The 15,945-nt window shown below is 49.3% G+C and carries 12 protein-coding genes and 2 pseudogenes; 9 read left to right on the top strand and 5 right to left on the bottom strand.

What is annotated here, in order from left to right:
* Window positions 1–10: 10 nt before the first annotated feature.
* The gene (locus tag B2Q93_RS13220; RefSeq protein ID WP_286933446.1) at window positions 11–1,966 is read left to right on the top strand and encodes a putative bifunctional diguanylate cyclase/phosphodiesterase; all 1,956 of its coding nucleotides are present in this window, start codon (window positions 11–13) and stop codon (window positions 1,964–1,966) included.
* A gap of 65 nt (window positions 1,967–2,031) precedes the next feature.
* On the opposite strand, the gene B2Q93_RS13215 is transcribed toward B2Q93_RS13220, so the two are convergent.
* A complete protein-coding gene (locus B2Q93_RS13215) occupies window positions 2,032–2,994 on the bottom strand; it encodes a LysR family transcriptional regulator (protein WP_286933445.1) in 963 nt (320 codons plus the stop codon).
* 109 nt (window positions 2,995–3,103) lie between these two features.
* On the opposite strand from B2Q93_RS13215, the gene B2Q93_RS13210 reads away from it, so the two are divergent.
* Together B2Q93_RS13210 and B2Q93_RS13205 are read left to right on the top strand one after the other, a co-directional pair.
* Window positions 3,104–4,015, top strand: coding sequence for an MBL fold metallo-hydrolase (locus B2Q93_RS13210; RefSeq protein ID WP_286933444.1), 912 nt, complete (start codon window positions 3,104–3,106; stop codon window positions 4,013–4,015).
* Entirely contained in the window at window positions 4,012–5,013 is a 1,002-nt protein-coding gene (locus B2Q93_RS13205; RefSeq protein WP_286933443.1) for an alpha/beta hydrolase, read from the top strand. Before B2Q93_RS13210 ends, B2Q93_RS13205 begins: the two co-directional genes overlap by 4 nt.
* A gap of 96 nt (window positions 5,014–5,109) precedes the next feature.
* On the opposite strand, the gene B2Q93_RS13200 is transcribed toward B2Q93_RS13205, so the two are convergent.
* A complete protein-coding gene (locus B2Q93_RS13200; RefSeq protein WP_046885274.1) occupies window positions 5,110–6,066 on the bottom strand; it encodes a sensor domain-containing diguanylate cyclase in 957 nt (318 codons plus the stop codon).
* Between the two features lie 237 nt (window positions 6,067–6,303).
* On the opposite strand from B2Q93_RS13200, the gene B2Q93_RS13195 reads away from it, so the two are divergent.
* Entirely contained in the window at window positions 6,304–6,756 is a 453-nt protein-coding gene (locus B2Q93_RS13195; protein WP_286933442.1) for an acyltransferase, read from the top strand.
* Here B2Q93_RS13195 and B2Q93_RS13190 read toward each other — a convergent pair.
* On the bottom strand, window positions 6,753–6,944 hold the full coding sequence (locus B2Q93_RS13190; RefSeq protein ID WP_286933440.1) for a hypothetical protein: 192 nt from the start codon (window positions 6,942–6,944) through the stop codon (window positions 6,753–6,755). The two genes, B2Q93_RS13195 and B2Q93_RS13190, sit on opposite strands and share 4 nt — an antisense overlap.
* Window positions 6,945–7,314: 370 nt before the next feature.
* Between B2Q93_RS13190 and B2Q93_RS13185 the strand changes: the two genes are divergently transcribed.
* Both B2Q93_RS13185 and B2Q93_RS13180 read left to right on the top strand, forming a co-directional pair.
* Window positions 7,315–10,947 carry a hypothetical protein gene (locus tag B2Q93_RS13185; RefSeq protein WP_286933439.1) on the top strand — a complete coding sequence of 1,211 codons (3,633 nt, stop codon included), beginning with the start codon at window positions 7,315–7,317 and terminating at the stop codon, window positions 10,945–10,947.
* 383 nt (window positions 10,948–11,330) lie between these two features.
* Window positions 11,331–11,519 (top strand): annotated as a pseudogene (locus B2Q93_RS13180) (CDP-diacylglycerol diphosphatase); the annotation flags it as partial.
* Here B2Q93_RS13180 and B2Q93_RS13175 read toward each other — a convergent pair.
* Entirely contained in the window at window positions 11,516–12,826 is a 1,311-nt protein-coding gene (locus B2Q93_RS13175; RefSeq protein ID WP_286933618.1) for a serine hydrolase domain-containing protein, read from the bottom strand. The pseudogene B2Q93_RS13180 and the gene B2Q93_RS13175 sit on opposite strands and share 4 nt — an antisense overlap.
* Before the next feature lie 122 nt (window positions 12,827–12,948).
* Here B2Q93_RS13175 and B2Q93_RS13170 point away from each other — a divergent pair, with 122 nt between their 5' ends.
* Entirely contained in the window at window positions 12,949–13,860 is a 912-nt protein-coding gene (locus B2Q93_RS13170) for a LysR family transcriptional regulator (protein ID WP_286933437.1), read from the top strand.
* Between the two features lie 131 nt (window positions 13,861–13,991).
* Here B2Q93_RS13170 and B2Q93_RS13165 read toward each other — a convergent pair whose 3' ends face one another.
* On the bottom strand, window positions 13,992–14,891 hold the full coding sequence (locus B2Q93_RS13165) for a LysR family transcriptional regulator (RefSeq protein WP_117385973.1): 900 nt from the start codon (window positions 14,889–14,891) through the stop codon (window positions 13,992–13,994).
* A 92-nt stretch (window positions 14,892–14,983) separates the two neighbouring features.
* Between B2Q93_RS13165 and B2Q93_RS13160 the strand changes: the two genes are divergently transcribed.
* Both B2Q93_RS13160 and B2Q93_RS13155 read left to right on the top strand, forming a co-directional pair.
* Window positions 14,984–15,472, top strand: a complete 489-nt coding sequence (locus tag B2Q93_RS13160; protein ID WP_286933434.1) for a cyclophilin-like fold protein — start codon at window positions 14,984–14,986, stop codon at window positions 15,470–15,472.
* Window positions 15,473–15,605: 133 nt separating this feature from the next.
* A pseudogene (locus B2Q93_RS13155) lies at window positions 15,606–15,945 on the top strand (MFS transporter); the annotation flags it as partial.

The raw sequence follows: 15,945 nt of genomic DNA, 5'->3' as shown, positions 1-15,945 counted from the left end.
AAGGAGCAGCATGAACAGAATACTGGCTGGCATCATTTTTTTTCTTTTTATATCTACCGGGTATATCTCTTATCTTGTGCATGAAAGGCAACAAGAGTTACAGAAACTGACTCACTACACCGATTCATGGTCTGCTGCCCAGCTGGTTTCAGAATACTACCGATTTGAATCGTGGCTCGGCCTTTACGCGCTTGATGAAGCTATGCCGATCGACGAAGTGCGTATGCGTCTCGATATTATGCTCAGCCAGAGTAATCTCCTGAAAGAGGGCGATTTAGCACACTATATAAAAAGTAATAAAGCGCATCAGGCGCTCGCCTTTCAACTTGAAGAGAGTCTCAATTATCTGGATGCGCATCTTGAGAAAATGACGCGTTCAGAGCTCGAAACCTACCTGAAAGGGATGCATGCGCTTGATGCGCCGCTGAGCCGTCTCTCTTCCGGTGCCATCGATAAGGATGTTAACTCCATTAATGGCACAAACAGCAAAATTCAAACGCTGTATTATATTTATTCCGCGACATCCGTCCTGCTGATTATTTTAAGCGCGATCCTGGGAGGGCTAATATTCATTCAGAACAGAAATATTCACAAGGCGCATCTTCAGGTGCAGGCCCTGGCGGAAGAGCTGCAAAAATCAAAAGAAAAATTGCAAATCCAGAATGCGAAGCTGGAATATGACGCTTATCATGATTCACTGACGGGAATGAATAACCGTTTGTGTTTTTGGGAAAATTTAAACGAAGCCATCACTCTGGCGCAGAAAAATAATGTTCCCGTAGCGGTGATGTTATTTGATTTAGACCGCTTCAAAGAGGTCAATGATACTTACGGCCACGATGCGGGCGATATGTTATTACGCCAGATCGCTCACCGTCTGATGTCGATGAGCCTCACGACAGATACGCTTTATCGCCTCGGTGGAGACGAGTTTGCCTTGCTCTCGAGTGGCCTGACGGAAAGCCGTGCGATATCGCGTGCGCAAAAAATAAGTGAGTCTATTAATCAGCCCTACACAATCTATAACACGATTATCAATATTACCTCCTGCGTCGGTATTGTTATTTCCGAAACGGAACGCCGCTCCGATTATCTGTACAAATTTGCCGATCTGGCCCTGTATGAAGCTAAAAATGAGGGCTCAGGTAAGATTAAAGTCTTCCGCCAACGCATGCTAGATAAGCTGCAAGAAAGCCGCACCCTCGAGCATGATATGGCGCTGGCATTAACCAATAAAGAGTTCGTGGTCTATTATCAGCCTATTGTTGACTCATTCACCCGTGAAATCTACAGCTACGAAGCCCTTATTCGCTGGATACATCCGCAGAAAGGGTTGCTGTCGCCGGATACCTTTATTCCGCTCGCCGAAAAAACGGGAATGATTAATGAGATGGGCAAATCCGTGCTGGAAATGGCCTGCCGGGAAGCGGCTTCCTGGGCGGTTCCGGCTAAAATTTCAGTCAATGTTTCACCGGTCCAGCTTGGCAGTAAAAGCTTTGCCTCGGTTGTGCTTGCCATTCTGAAAGAGACAGGGCTTCCGGCCGAGCGCCTTGAACTGGAAGTGACCGAGTCGTCTCTCTTTACAGAGAACAATACGCCGATGAATACCCTTAACAAGCTCAGAGCGCTGGGGGTGAAAATCTCCATCGACGATTTTGGTACGGGTTACTCCTCTCTTTCACGACTGAGCCGGCTGGCCTTCGATAAAATCAAAATTGATAAATCCTTCGTACACTCCCTCTCCGCCCAGGAGGATGCGCTGAATATCATCAAACTGATCACCGGCATGGCCAAATCACTGGATATGAAAGCGGTGGCAGAGGGTGTTGAAACGCAGGAGCAGCTGGAAAGCCTGCAGGCGCTGGGTTGCGACTTCGCGCAAGGGTATCTGTTTGGTAAACCTCAACCCTGTATTGATGACGCTATCCGGATTGGCAAATCGCGGCTGTTAAGCGTGCAGTCCTGAGGGGCAGGGGGGAGGGGCACCAATAATCATTCTATTCCGTGTTGATCCTGCTGCGGGAAACTCTCTCAGGTTAGCAGTTTACCCTCTTTGAGGCTGGCTGTATTCGTGACAGCCTCGCTCAGGATGCTGCCGATTTCCCCTCTCAACCATTGAGATGCGGGATTATTATCCTCCTGTGCCGTCCAGATCAGAGATACGTCCGGTAAATTTAGTGTCAACGGCACCGGGACGATCTGCAGGCCAAATGCTTTACCGTAGCGCCTTGCCATCCGGGTGGGTAGCGTGGCAATCACTGGCGCACTCGCAACCATACCCAGCACACTGAGAAATTCCGACGACGTGGCAACCACGTTGAGTTTTCTGCCTATCTCATCCAGTGCCGACTCAAGACAACCATGCAGGCTTTCGCTGAGGCTTACCAGCGCATGCGGCACGCTTAAGTAATTTTCAAGAGAAATTGCTGATTTGAATGCCATCCGGTCAGGATGGAAAACGCAACTTAACGACTGCTCGAACAAGAACTGCTGGCGATAACGCATCGCCTGGCTGTCAAAACAGCCTATAGCCAAATCCAACACCCGATCATCCAGCATGCGGTAGACATCGCCCCGTTGCACCGGGCGTCCATGTAGCTTTACCCCCGGCGCGAGTTGCCGCATACGTAAGGCGAGCTCCGGCATCAGCAGTAGTTCGACTTCACTTGAGAACCCCATGCGGAATATTCGTTGATCGGTCGAGGGTTCGAATACCGAAGTGACGTGAATAACCTTCTGCATCATTCCAAGCGCTTGCTCCACCGGTTCGGCCAGCGCTAATGCGCGTACCGTCGGCTGCATAACTGTGCCGACGCGGACAAACAATTCGTCCTGAAAGAGCGTTCTCAATAATGAGAGGCTGTGACTCATGGCTGGCTGACGAATTTTCAGCCGTTCTGCCGCCCGGGTTACGCTCCGCTCGCGCATTAGCGCATCAAAGGCAATCAGGAGATTGAGATCAAACGTTCTTAAATCGAAATGGTCAATCTGCATTATTATTTGAATCGATTTGGTTAATGAGTAGGCCAGTAGTACGCTGATACTCTTCTTTAGTCAATCGGAAAACATTATGGCGAACCAGGAAACCTTTCTCGTCGGGGATATGCGGATCATCAAGTTACCTGAGTTGGCGCTCGATGCTGTTGATGCGTCCCAACTCTTCCCGGAGGGTGATTTACAGGGGCTGCTCAGCGATGCTGGCCACTGGGGTAAGCGAAGTTACGATGTTGAGAGCGGCCTGCTGCGGCAAAGCATTCATGCCTGGGTGGTACAGACGCCAACCCATACCGTCCTGATCGATACCGCGACCGGCAATGACAAGTTCCGGCCAACGGCACCGGTGTTTCACCAGCTCAAAGAGCCTTTTCTGCAGCGTTTGCAGGCGATAGGAGTGTCGCCTGAGGCGGTGGACCTGGTCTTGCTTACCCATCTTCACGCTGACCATGTGGGATGGAACACCCGGTTACAAGACGAAAAATGGGTTCCAACATTTCCGAATGCCCGTTACGTCTTCTCTGATCGTGAATATGACTACAACCTGGCGCTTTCTCGCGAGCCGGAAGCAGTGGCAAGTATTCTGCGGCAGGCCGGAATAGGCATACCGCGTCATCAGCCACTCGACGGCGTTTTCGAGGATAGCGTGATGCCCATCGTCGAGGCCGGTTTAGATCAACGCATCGTAGTGGATAATACCCTGATCGAAGGCTTCCGTTTCCACGCTACGCCTGGTCACAGCATCGATCATGCCTCTATTTCAGTCACCTCCCGGGGGGAAACTGCGTTGTTCTGGGGCGATGTCATGCATCATCCGCTCCAGGTTCGTCATCCGGAGACTAACTCAGTCTATTGCGAGTTTCCGGAGACGGCGACGCAGTCCCGTCACAAGGCCATGCAGCTTGCTGTCGATCTCGATGCACTGGTTTTCACTACTCACTTTGGCGACAGCTCCGTTGGCAAAGTCAGCCAACAGAAGCAAAGCTTCGCCTGGCAATTTATTCAGGGAGTCCAGCCATGAACGACACTATGTCCAGCTTACTGCTTCGCGAAACTTACCTCATTAACAGTGATACCGCTGACGTCCAGTTGCAGCTACTTCGCCGGCGTCGGCGCGACACCGGCCGTGCCACTTCGGACACAACGCTGATGTTGATGCACGGTGCCACTTTCTCCAGTGAGAGCTTGTTCGATGTTCCGGTGGATGGCGCATCGTTTATGGATGTCCTTGCCATGGCGGGTTTCGACGTATGGGCGGTAGATGCCCGCGGCTATGGCGGTTCGACCAGACCCGCTGAAATGGCGGCGTCGCCCGATAACGCATCACCCCTGACGCGGGCACAGGTCGCGGCACGGGATCTGGCTTCCGCCGTTGAGTACGTGCTCGCCGAGAATGGCATCGAACGCCTCAGCGTGGTCGCCATGTCCTGGGGTGGTTCGGTCGCCGGGATTTATGCAGAGCAGCATGGCAAATATGTTGAAAAACTGGTGCTTGTCGCTCCGCTATGGCTATCGAATCGCCCCCTGCGCATCGATGCAGGGCAGCCGCTGGCGGCGTGGCGCCAGATACGTGTCAGCGCCTTTCGCGAGGCGTGGCTGGCCGGTGTTCCGGCCGACCGACACGAAAGCGTATTGCCACACGGCTGGTTCGAACAGTGGGCCGCCATCACTGCCGCCACGGATCCGGATGCTGCGGAGCCTGGCATCATCCGGGCGCCGGGTGGCGCGCTTCAGGATGTCCGTGAAAACTGGCTCGCCAATAGTCCGCTCTATAACCCGAGCGCCATAACTGCGCCGGTACTGCTCCTGCGCGCCGAGTGGGATCAGGACGTGCGAGTCGATATGATGCAGGATCTGTTCGGGCGCTTCGATAACGCCGCCCACCGACGCTGGATTGAGATTGGCGGCGGCACTCACATGATTCTGATGGAGCCTGGCCGTTGGCAGGCCTTTGATGAAATCATCAACTTTCTGAAGGCGCCCTCTTCGTTGACTCAGAGGGGAGGCGGGCGCCGCTAAAGCAGGCGACGGACAGGCGGACATAGTTATATGTCCGCTTTTCGCTCATTACGACCAGCCGCCAGAAGAGAGAGTGAGCAAAGGTCGGCAGGGCGTTTAAAGCTGTCTCCTGCGCTTCACGGAGTACATAACTTCGTCACTTTTTTTAACCATTTCATCCAGCGATGCGTACTTATTCGGGTCATTGTGCAGAACGCCCGATGAGAAGTTGATATTGTACGGTTTACCGGAATGTTCGTTGTATTCCTCCACCCCCTGACGCAGGGCATGCAGAAAGGCATCCGTATCGCTGCGGTGGGTAATGAGCACGGCAAATTCATCGCCACCCAACCGACCTGCAATATCACCGGGTTTCAGGAACTGTAGCAGCAACTTTGAAAAGACTTTCAGCACCTCATCGCCTTCAGCATGCCCCCAGAGATCGTTGATAGGTTTGAATTTATCCAGATCAAAGAAGATAAGACTGAACGCCGCATTACGCTCATTGAGGTTACGGAAACGTTTTTCTCCTGTTCGGTAAAACCCCCGGCGATTGGTTATGCCCGTCAGGCTGTCGGTCATTGCCATACCAATGACCTGAAACTCATCTTCAACAATGAATGCCAGGTCCTTCAGGGAAGCAATGTCATCCTCGTTAAAGGGGCGAGGGTGGGTATGGATGAGGCAAAGCGTGCCAGCGACGTCACCGGAGGGCAGATGCACCGGATAGCCGGCATAAAACCGGATGTAAGGTTCACCGGTGACCAGAGGATTATCGTGAAAACGATCGTCCGTGGTGGCATCGTTTACGATGAATGCCCCATCCTGCAAAATGGCATGGCCGCAGAATGAGATATTACGTGGCGTCTCCCGGATGCCGAGTCCCTCGCAGGCAAGCAACCATTGTCTCTCGCGATCCAGCAGACTGATAAGCACCACCGGCACCTGAAAGATTTTCCGGGCAAGACGGGTCAGACGGTCGAAACGTTCATCGTCTCGGGTATCAAGCAGGTCTGCGAGATAAAGCGATTTTAATCTTTCTTCTTCATTTTCCGGTACGCCGGGGAATTTCATACGACCTCAATAACTTCTGTGAATTTCGCAGGCGGTACATAGCCGAAATTCAGTCTAAACATTTTTTACTGAGTATAGGATAAGCAGAATCGGCCTGCCTGTCTGGACGCCTGGGTTTTATTGCCTTAGGGTTTATTCCTGTTTTGAGTAATAACCTCGCCCGGCATGTTTGAACAGGAGAGGGACGAGCCATTGCTCATACTGTGCCGAATCATTTTGAGAAAGGAGCCCGCGGATATGAAAGTGCTTGAAAGCGGCATTCGTGACGTAAAATACGGTGAAAATGTGAAAGTCGTTATGCCGGTAAACATCTATGAATGTGAACTGGGAGACGATGTTTTCGTGGGACCCTTTGTCGAAATACAAAAGGGATGCGTTATAGGCGATAGAACCCGGGTACGGTCCCACTCGTTCATCTGTGAGAACGTTACCTTAGGCAGCGACTGCTTTATTGGCCATGGTGTAACCTTTGCTAATGATCTTTTCAAGCGTGGCGGTCCGGATGCGTCTGCAGAAAGCTGGATAGATATCGTCTTAGGCGACGCAGTAACAGTCGGCAGTGGAGCAACCATTCTAACCACGGAGATTTGCAGTGGGGCGGTGATTGGTGCAGGCAGCGTGGTGACCAAACCTGTGCTTATAAAAGGGGTGTACGCGGGCAATCCCGCCAGGCTTTTGAGAAATCTTTAAGTTTTATCTCTGTCACTATCGGGTTCAGAGTCATGTCTCCTTTGGGTGATTATGGTCTCTTTTTGCTCGGGCAGAGAGGGATGCTTTTTGCCCTGGATTAACTGCCCCGGAATTTCTTCAGCCTGATATTTATACCCTGGATCTGCTTTCTTTATCTTAATCAGGCTGCCTGTAGCATTGCGCTGCACGACTCTTTTCTTTTATGACATATCCGCCGTGGCTAAATGTCCGCTTTGTGGCAGGAGCGGAAGTTAGAAATTATCTGCCAACCGATAAGATGGCTGCCTAAGTCGTAGCGATTCAGCACTGTTTTCAGCGGCGCTAGATTGCAAAGTCATGCTTTGCTGACTTGCGATTGTGCTCTTTACGAGCAAAGCTTTCAGGTATAGCCAGTGCTAACTGTAGTGTAAAATTATAGGGATAGATGAAGAAAACAACGAGGCTATAGCTAATCTTTGCCGTTGTGTCTGCTATAATAAGGCGAAATTTTATCTGCATGATTTTGTTTGATTAACTCCGAAAGCCAGCTCTCTCGGTGAAGATTGGGAAGGGATATCAATGAGTGAAGATAGCTATAAATTTCAAAAGTTAACGCCGTTCAGCGATGTTGAGCTGGGTGTATATAAAAATGCGATAGATTTTGTTTTTGCCAATAACGATCTAAAAAATATTGCGATATCAGGGCAATATAGCGCAGGAAAAAGTAGTCTTGTCGAATCCTATAAGAAAAGTCATTCGAATATAAAGTTTGTTCATATCTCACTTGCTCATTTCAGATCGATTGAGGAAGCTGAAACTAATGAACCAGGTAAAGATATAAATGAAACCGCGTTAGAAGGTAAAGTTCTTAACCAGTTAATTCACCAAATCAATGCTGATGATATTCCCCAGACACATTTTAAAGTAAAGAAAAAAATAAAAACTAACAGCATTGTGATAAATACCATATTTACGGTGTTATTTATCGCCTTGATACTACATATCACTCTATTTACTAAGTGGGGGAAGTTTGTTTCACTTTTATCTGATGGTAATTTAAAGACACTACTTACATTATCAACTAAATACGATACGCTTTTAATTAGTGGGTTTATATGTACTATCCTAGCTTGTATTTTCATTTACAAGTTAATAAAAACCCAAAAGAATCGCAATGTTCTTAAGAAAATAAATTTACAGGGTAATGAAATAGAGATTTTTGAAGAAAGTAATGAGTCTTATTTCGATAGATATTTAAATGAAGTATTGTACCTTTTCGAGAACGTTGATGCTGATGCCATTGTTTTTGAAGACATGGACCGTTTTAATAGTAATAACATCTTTGAACGTCTTCATGAGGTTAACAGACTGGTTAATATTCAACGGGACATAGCAGGGCACAAGAAATCGACGTTACGTTTTATTTACTTGCTTCGTGATGATATCTTCATTTCGAAGGATAGAACCAAATTCTTTGATTATATAATTCCAGTTATTCCTGTTGTTGATAGTTCTAACTCTTACGATCAGTTTATCTCGCATTTTGATGGTGGTGGTATTCTCAAGTTGTTCAATGAAAGATTTCTACAAGGGATGTCTTTATATATTGATGATATGAGAATATTGAAGAATATTTATAATGAATTTCAAGTTTATTATAATAAATTAAACACGACAGAGCTTGACTGTAATAAAATGCTGGCCATTATTGCCTATAAAAATATTTTTCCACGAGATTTTAGTGAGTTGCAACTTAATCAAGGTATGGTTTATTCCATATTTAGTGAAAAAGACAATCTTATTGTTGAAGAAATAAAGAAAATAGAAAAAGATATTAGCGATAGAAAAAAAGAGATTGAGGCAATCAATGATGAAATTCTCAATTCTAGTCAGGAGGTTGATGCTATATACGATAAGGAATTATCTAGATATAATAATCATCCTCACTATCATCAGGCTGAGAAAGCTGATATAGAAAAGAGAAGAGCGGCTAGAAAAGAAAGTGTTGAAAATAAATTCAATGGTAAAATAGAAGAAACTAATGAGCTTATATCAAGATTAAGAGAAGGTTTGGTTGACTCTAGAAATAAAAGGCTTAAAGAAGTAATAACTAGAGAGAACATTGATGAAATATTTAAACTCACCTATACCAATGAAATTGGAGAGGAAAGAGATTTTAATGAAATAAAAAGCAGTGAGTATTTTGACTTGCTTAAATACCTTATTCGTGATGGTTATATTGATGAAACCTATACCGACTATATGACCTATTTTTATGAAAATAGCCTGAGTCGAATTGATAAGATGTTTTTACGCAGCATTACCGATCAAAAAGGCAAAGAGTTCACTTATCAACTCAAGAACCCCAAACTGGTTGTTGCCCGCCTTCGAGAAGTGGATTTTGAACAGGAAGAGGCGCTTAATTTTGATTTGTTAGCTTATCTGCTTCAAACACCAGCCCAAGTAAACTTAATAAAACGTTTATTCAAACAACTAAGAAAAGATAGAAGAGTTGAGTTTATTCGTGGCTACTTTGAAACTGAGAGGGCTCAGCCTGTCTTCATTAATCGATTAAATATGCAGTGGCCTGAGTTTTTTTCTTATGCGCTGACAGAGAGTGAATTTTCTGCTGATTGGGTTAAACTCTACTCTATAGGCACGTTTTATTATTCTGCCAATGACGCCATCGAAGCCATTAATATTGATGATTGTCTGACTGATTACATCTCTGATTCGGTAGATTATTTAGCAATATCAGAACCGAAGGTTGACAAATTAATTGGTGGTTTTAAGTTGCTTAACGTCTCTTTCGTCAGTATTAAATTTGAAAACGCAAATAAAGTACTCTTTGATGCGGTTTACCAGCATTCACTTTATGATATTAATTTTGCCAACCTGACCTTAATGCTAAGTAAGGTTTACACGCTTAATAATGAAGATGATATTCGCCATAAGAACTATACACTAGTGATGTCACAGTCTGATTCTCCCTTGGCTAGTTATGTTAATAACCATATTAGTGACTATCTAGATATGGTTTTATCTATTTGTGATGGTTCAATCGTGGATGATGAAGCCATTGTTTTATCCGTTCTTAATAATGAGGGAATATCTGATGAACAAAAAGGCCAGTATATAAACGCTTTGCAAACTTTCGTGACATCTCTGAGTGAGGTTGAGAGCGAATCTTTATGGTCATCTTTGTTGGATAAAGATAGAACAGTGTGCTCTGAGGAAAATATTGTCTCTTATTTTGAACATGTGGATGGGCTGGATAAAACACTTATCGAATTCATCAATAGAACTGATACCGAGCTTGACTTTAAAAAAATTGACATTGAAGACGAGAAGAAAATCAAATTATTTAGATCGATTATTGTCTGTAATGATTTATCAAATAATAAATATGATGAATTAATTTGCTCGCTAAATCGGATTTATAAGACCTCCTTTGGCATTGCTAATATTGCTGGTGATAAATTTAAAATATTAGTGGATAAGAACATCATTCACATGAGTATGAGTTCACTTGATTTCATACGAGATAATTATCCTGAACAAAATAACTACTACATTAAGAAAAACATCCAAACCTACGTTGAGTTAATGACAATTGAGAATTTTGTCTTAGATGAAGCCATATCGATACTTTCTTGGAAGGTTGATGATGATTTGAAAATTAAGTTACTTGAATTGATTAAAGTACCGCTGGCTATTTATAATAAAAATTACCCTCCGGTCGTTAATGATTGTATTTTAGAGAATAATTTTAAACCAGACGAACTTTTAAGTTTGACGTCATCCTATAAAACTTGGGGAACCTCTACTCAGTCACTCATTCTGAACCGAGCAATACAGGATATATCGACATTGATAGCAAACCCTGATGATGTTGCTGAGCTGTTACTAAAAGACCTGTTTGTCGCTGGGGACCTAAATATGCAGAATAAGATAGCATTGCTAATCGCTTTGTTGCCAAGTAAGGATTTGAGTAAGGCTCTCTGCAAAGAATATCTTGATCTGCTTGGTTTATCTGAGTTCAGTAAAATTTTGGGGCGAGGTAAGCCCAAAATTGAGGTTGATGAAACTAATCAAAGGTTATTAACAGCATTAAGAGATAACCACTTCTTCTCTGATTTTGAGGAGGATGATGAAAATCCCCCTTATTACAAAATAGTAAGGCGGAGTTCGATGTTTGGCTCAAATACATAGCATTATCTATTTTTTGAAAGTTTGGGCACTTTTATAGTGCCCAATTTTACGCTGAAACTTACGTAGCTAATCTAACCTGTTCCCAGTTGACGAATACACTTAGGTGTTAGTGAGCCCCTCAGTATGTTGAGACAAATGCGAGCGTCCGCTCTTCGCACAAAGCGAACCTTCGGTTTCCACCTAATCGTTATCGGCTTCCGCATAGGAGTCACGAGCCAGAGCAGCCGGCTGTCTAATGCGCAAATACTGCCAAGGGATGAGCAGGGGAAATCTCCGATCCCGGCGCGCTGCGCTGTGAAGGGCGCCGAGCCGGAGAAGTAAGCCATGCTCTGCCAGGCCGTTGTCCTCACGAAGACCCACTGATGCAGGCTACCGGTATTACACCGCAGCTGGCGGAGTATGACGTGGCACTGGTACATACTACTTCCTCGGGCGAGAAAGAATGTATCCTGCTGACCACGCGGCGCGGCGGGGACAAGGGCGATCGCGCCTCCGTTGAATCGCTGCTGGATAAACGCTGCTATATCCTTACGGTTCCGCCAGCTGACAGCCCCCATCCCGATTTTTCTTAGTCGCGCAGCTGCTGCGCGATTGCGCTAAACATAAGCGACGCCTCCAGCGGCTGGGCGCTGAACGAGGGTTCCGCCTGCGGCCAGGTCGACCACTGCACAATTACCAGCTGCTCGTCGGGATTAACCATAATCATCTGACCATAGATGCCCAGCGCCCAGAGCGACCCCTTCAGCGACTGCTGCGGCGTAGGCTCGACATTTTTCGCGTTCGCTGGCACCTCGTTGTTCCACCACTGGAAGCCGTAAATGCCCTGCGGATGCGCGGCGGAAACCGAGCCCTGTGCCTGCGTCCAGTCAGAGGCGAGCTTCAGCCAGCCGTCCGGCAGCGCTTTATCGCCATTCGGCAGGCGCCCCTCTTGGCGTACAAACTCGCCGAAGCGCCCCCAGTCCTCCAGCGTGGCGTTGAAGCCGTGCGCGCCGACGTCATGTTTGCCGGGCTGATAGGCGTGCCAGACACCGTCATTCGCCATACCGTAAGGCTGCCAGATGCTCTGCTGCAGATACGCGGCGAGCGACATGCCGGTGGCGCGCTCCAGCACGTCGCCCAGCAGCCAGGCGCCGCCCGACGAGTAGGACCAGTGCTGGCCCGCCGGATGCGCCTTCTTCAGGCCGGTAATCAGCCCGCGCACGCAATCATAGGTGCCAGGACGCGCCTCGCACTGGGTCAGCTGCGCAAAATCGGAGTCGGGCTGGGTGTAATCTTCATTCCACGCCACGCCGGAGATGTGGGTGAGCAGTTGTCGCAGCGTCACGTCCTGCCATGCTGTGCCTTTCAGCTCCGGCTCGTAATCGGTGATCTTGTCATCCAGCGAGTGGATTTTCCCCTGTTTCAGCGCCACGCCGACCAGCGTCGACACCACTGATTTACCCACCGAGCGCGAGGTCCAGAGTGTACTATCGCTGTTGCCGTGCGCCAGATATTTGTAGGCGATCTGGCCGTTTTTCAGTACTAACATCCCCGCCACGTTCTGACGCTTCAGGTAGTCCGCCATGCTGTAGCGGTGGCCGTTGACGCGGTAGCTAACCTCGCCGAGCTGATGCTTTGCCAGCGGCAGCGGCTGGGCGGTACCGTGATGAAAAACATCGGCGGGGTAGTTGCGGTAGTCGTTGCGAAAGCCCACCACGCGATCCTGTTGATCCCAGCTGAGCATGGTTTTGGGATCGGGCAGGGTGCGATCGAACGGCGTCGGACAAACACTCAGCGGTACGCCGCCGCAGGGCGCAGACTCAGCGGCTGTTGTTGAACACGACAGCAGCGCAGTCGTCGCCAGCGATGCTGCCAGTAGCAGGTTTTTTTTACTTTTCATCATTCTGTCTCCTTCTTAACACGCCTTAAAATTGACAAGCCGCAGTATAGATTTGGCCTGCTCTGTGCAAAAATCAGCATATGTGGGGAAATCCCCTCAATCCGTTGCATCAGGGAGTAGATATGGCCTATCTCAGTTTTACCTTTGCGCAGATAGAGGCGTTCTCGACCGTCGCCGCGCTCGGCACCGTTTCGCAGGCGGCGAAACAGCTTGGCAAGGATCGCGCCACGGTCAGCGAGCTAATCGAGTTTCTGGAGGCGGCGCTGGGCTATGCGCTCTTTTCTCGACAGGGCCGCACGCTGGCGCTGACGCCAGAGGGTCAGCGGCTGAGGCGGCAGGCGGCGCTGCTGATGCGCCAGGCGCAGGCGTTCGACGCGGCGGCGCGCCACGTCCGTCAAGGTATCTCCGACGAAATCAGCCTGGTCTACGATCCCTTTGTGCCGCGCCCTTTTCTCTGCCGTCTGATTGAGACGCTGGCAGAGAGCAATATCCGCGTCAGCGCCTGGAGCGCGTCGCGCGAAGAGGCGGAAGCGGCACTCGCCAGCGGCGAGGTGCAGCTGGCCCTCTGCCAGGCGCGCAACCGCAGTCTGGGCAGCGAGATGGCGTGGCGCTCGGTGGGGCTGGTCGAACTCGATTTTTACGCCGCCGCGTCGCTCTTCGCGGACGAGCAGCCGGTATCGCTGTTCGATCTCGCCTCGCAGCCGCAGCTGGTGATGCATCCGGCGCCCGACGGCGTGGCGGCGAAGCAGGGACGCATCGCCGATCGTACCTTCTACACTAATGACCGTACGCTGCTGCGCCATATGCTTGAGAGCGGTCAGGGATGGGCCTTTCTGCCGAAGCATTTTGCCGCCACCAGCTGGCGTCACGTTAAAGCGATTGATGTGGAGGTGGGCAATCTGGCGCTGAGCCAGATGATCGTGATGCTGTGGAAGCCCGGCATGACGATGAATTTCGCCGTCAGCGAGGCGATGAAGATCGTTCCCGACGTCTGGGCGGAGTCAGCCGTGACGCTTGCCGACCATGTAGGTTAGCGGATGGGGCTGACGACCTGGCTATATCGGGAAGCTGGAGGAGGCCCACAGGCTGTTAAATTGAATGTCCGCTTAGTACCAGTAGTGGACCTTCACGTCCGTTCCTGAAATATTGGCCCGATAATTCAGCGTTACATTTTCCGGTTAATACGCAACGCATCCACAACGAGTGAAAAGGCCGGAGAGGGTTGTTTACGGCTGGGATAATAAAGATAGTAGCCGGGAAAAGGACGGCACCATTCTTCAAGCACCCGGATCAGTTTTCCTTCCCGCAGATGTGTGCCGAACTCCTCTTCAGGTAAAAAGGCAATGCCCAGTCCGGCAAGAGCGGCATCAACGACGTGTTCCGATGTGTTAAACGTCAGTTGGCCTTCAACCCGAACGTGAAACTTGCCGTTTTCCTGCTCAAACTCCCAGGCGTAGATTTTCCCCGATTGAACCATGCGCTCATTAATACAGCAGTGTTGCATCAAATCGCGTGGCGTCTGAGGAGCGGCGCACCGGGCGAAATACTCAGGGGAAGCTACAGCCGCCATGCGCAGTTTCGGGCCAATGGGTACGGCTATCATATCCTTGTCGATAGTGTCTCCGAGCCTCACACCGGCATCAAAACGATCCGCAACGATATCCCGGAAGCCGTGGTTGGCATCAAACTCAATATGAATATCCGGATATTCGCGTAACAGTGGTGTCAGCTTTGGCAGCAGCGTGGTCTTCAGAACATTGGGGCCACATGTGATACGGACTGTTCCCGCGGGTTTATCACGCAATGCCGTCAGCATGTCCAGCTCGGCTTCAATCTCATCAATACGATGGCCTACAGACTGCAGCAGGCGTTCCCCGGCAGCCGTCACTGACACACTGCGCGTGGTCCTTGTCAGCAGGCGGATTTGCATCCGTTCTTCCAGCCCGGAAATCGCCTGGCTCAGTGCGGGCTGGGTCACCCCAAGCTGCGCGGCTGCGCGCGTAAAGCTGCCCTCACGCGCCACGGTGACGAAAGAGAGTAAGTCGTTGAGATTGCGTCTGGCCATGATTGTTTCCGGTCTATTTATAAATTTTACTTATAAGGTCATTAAGGATTCATTAGCTAGTTAACCCACCGCATATTGGTAACAATAATGCGATGAAAAAGTCAACGCTAACCCTTATGCAAAACGCCTACCGCAGAACGTCACTGTTGCTGCTCCTTGCCGGCCTGCTTTTCGTCACGCAGTCCGCAATGGCGGGTGGCAACGAGCGGGGAGTGGCGCAGGAGACGCTTATGAAAATTGAGATCATTGTGGGGGGAGAAACCGCCACCGCCGCCCTCTTTGATACGCCGACAGGCCGGGACTTTGCGTCTCTGCTTCCCCTCAGCCTGACGCTGGAAGACTATGCCGATATTGAGCGCATAAGTAACTTGCCGCGCAGGCTTTCAACGGCACAGGCACCGGACGGTATGACGCCGGAAGCCGGAGATATCACTTACTACGCGCCCTGGGGCAACCTGGCGATTTTTGCCCGGGGCAGGGATTACGCCCGTTCACTGATCCCGTTAGGGAAAGTGGATTCCGGACTGGCGGTCCTGCAGCGCCACGGACCTCTTGCGGTGCAGATCAGGGTCGCCAACTGACTTACAGCATCTTCCGCACCGCGATTATTCCTCTTATCACCGTCCCGCCCCCATATGCCGTTTCAGCTCTTTCTGCAGCGCTGAAGGCTTCGCGGCGGAGACTCCATGTTATCTACTGAAAAGAAATCTTTGAATGAGTAATAAGACAGACGAGAACAGAAAAAAAATCACAGGAAGCGGGAAACATCCCGCGCACTGGAGTGGTGTCTTTGCCATGACGCTGTGTGTCTTCGCCCTGATCGCCTCCGAATTTATGCCGGTCAGCCTCCTGACACCGATGGCGCAGACCCTGCGTGTCACCGAAGGTATGGCCGGACAGGGCATCGCCATTTCCGGGGCATTTGCAGTGGTAACCAGCCTGTTTATTTCCGTGGTGGCAGGCACGCTTAACCGGAAAACGCTGCTGCTCGGCCTGACCTGCATTATGGCAATTTCCGGTGCCGTTATTGCGATGGCACCCAATTACCTGACCT

The organism is Leclercia sp. UBA5958 (genome assembly GCF_002430365.1).
GTDB classification, from domain to species: Bacteria; Pseudomonadota; Gammaproteobacteria; order Enterobacterales; family Enterobacteriaceae; genus Enterobacter; species Enterobacter pneumoniae.
This window is presented reverse-complemented; position numbering and strand designations above follow the sequence as displayed.

Coding starts and splice junctions, on each gene's coding strand:
- B2Q93_RS13170 (WP_286933437.1), top strand. CDS start 12,949: ATGGCCTATCTCAGTTTTACCTTTGCGCAGATAGAGGCGTTCTCGACC.
- B2Q93_RS13220 (WP_286933446.1), top strand. CDS start 11: ATGAACAGAATACTGGCTGGCATCATTTTTTTTCTTTTTATATCTACC.
- B2Q93_RS13160 (WP_286933434.1), top strand. CDS start 14,984: ATGAAAAAGTCAACGCTAACCCTTATGCAAAACGCCTACCGCAGAACG.
- B2Q93_RS13175 (WP_286933618.1), bottom strand. CDS start 12,826: ATGAAAAGTAAAAAAAACCTGCTACTGGCAGCATCGCTGGCGACGACT.
- B2Q93_RS13215 (WP_286933445.1), bottom strand. CDS start 2,994: ATGCAGATTGACCATTTCGATTTAAGAACGTTTGATCTCAATCTCCTG.
- B2Q93_RS13200 (WP_046885274.1), bottom strand. CDS start 6,066: ATGAAATTCCCCGGCGTACCGGAAAATGAAGAAGAAAGATTAAAATCG.
- B2Q93_RS13210 (WP_286933444.1), top strand. CDS start 3,104: ATGCGGATCATCAAGTTACCTGAGTTGGCGCTCGATGCTGTTGATGCG.
- B2Q93_RS13165 (WP_117385973.1), bottom strand. CDS start 14,891: ATGGCCAGACGCAATCTCAACGACTTACTCTCTTTCGTCACCGTGGCG.
- B2Q93_RS13205 (WP_286933443.1), top strand. CDS start 4,012: ATGAACGACACTATGTCCAGCTTACTGCTTCGCGAAACTTACCTCATT.
- B2Q93_RS13185 (WP_286933439.1), top strand. CDS start 7,315: ATGAGTGAAGATAGCTATAAATTTCAAAAGTTAACGCCGTTCAGCGAT.
- B2Q93_RS13195 (WP_286933442.1), top strand. CDS start 6,304: ATGAAAGTGCTTGAAAGCGGCATTCGTGACGTAAAATACGGTGAAAAT.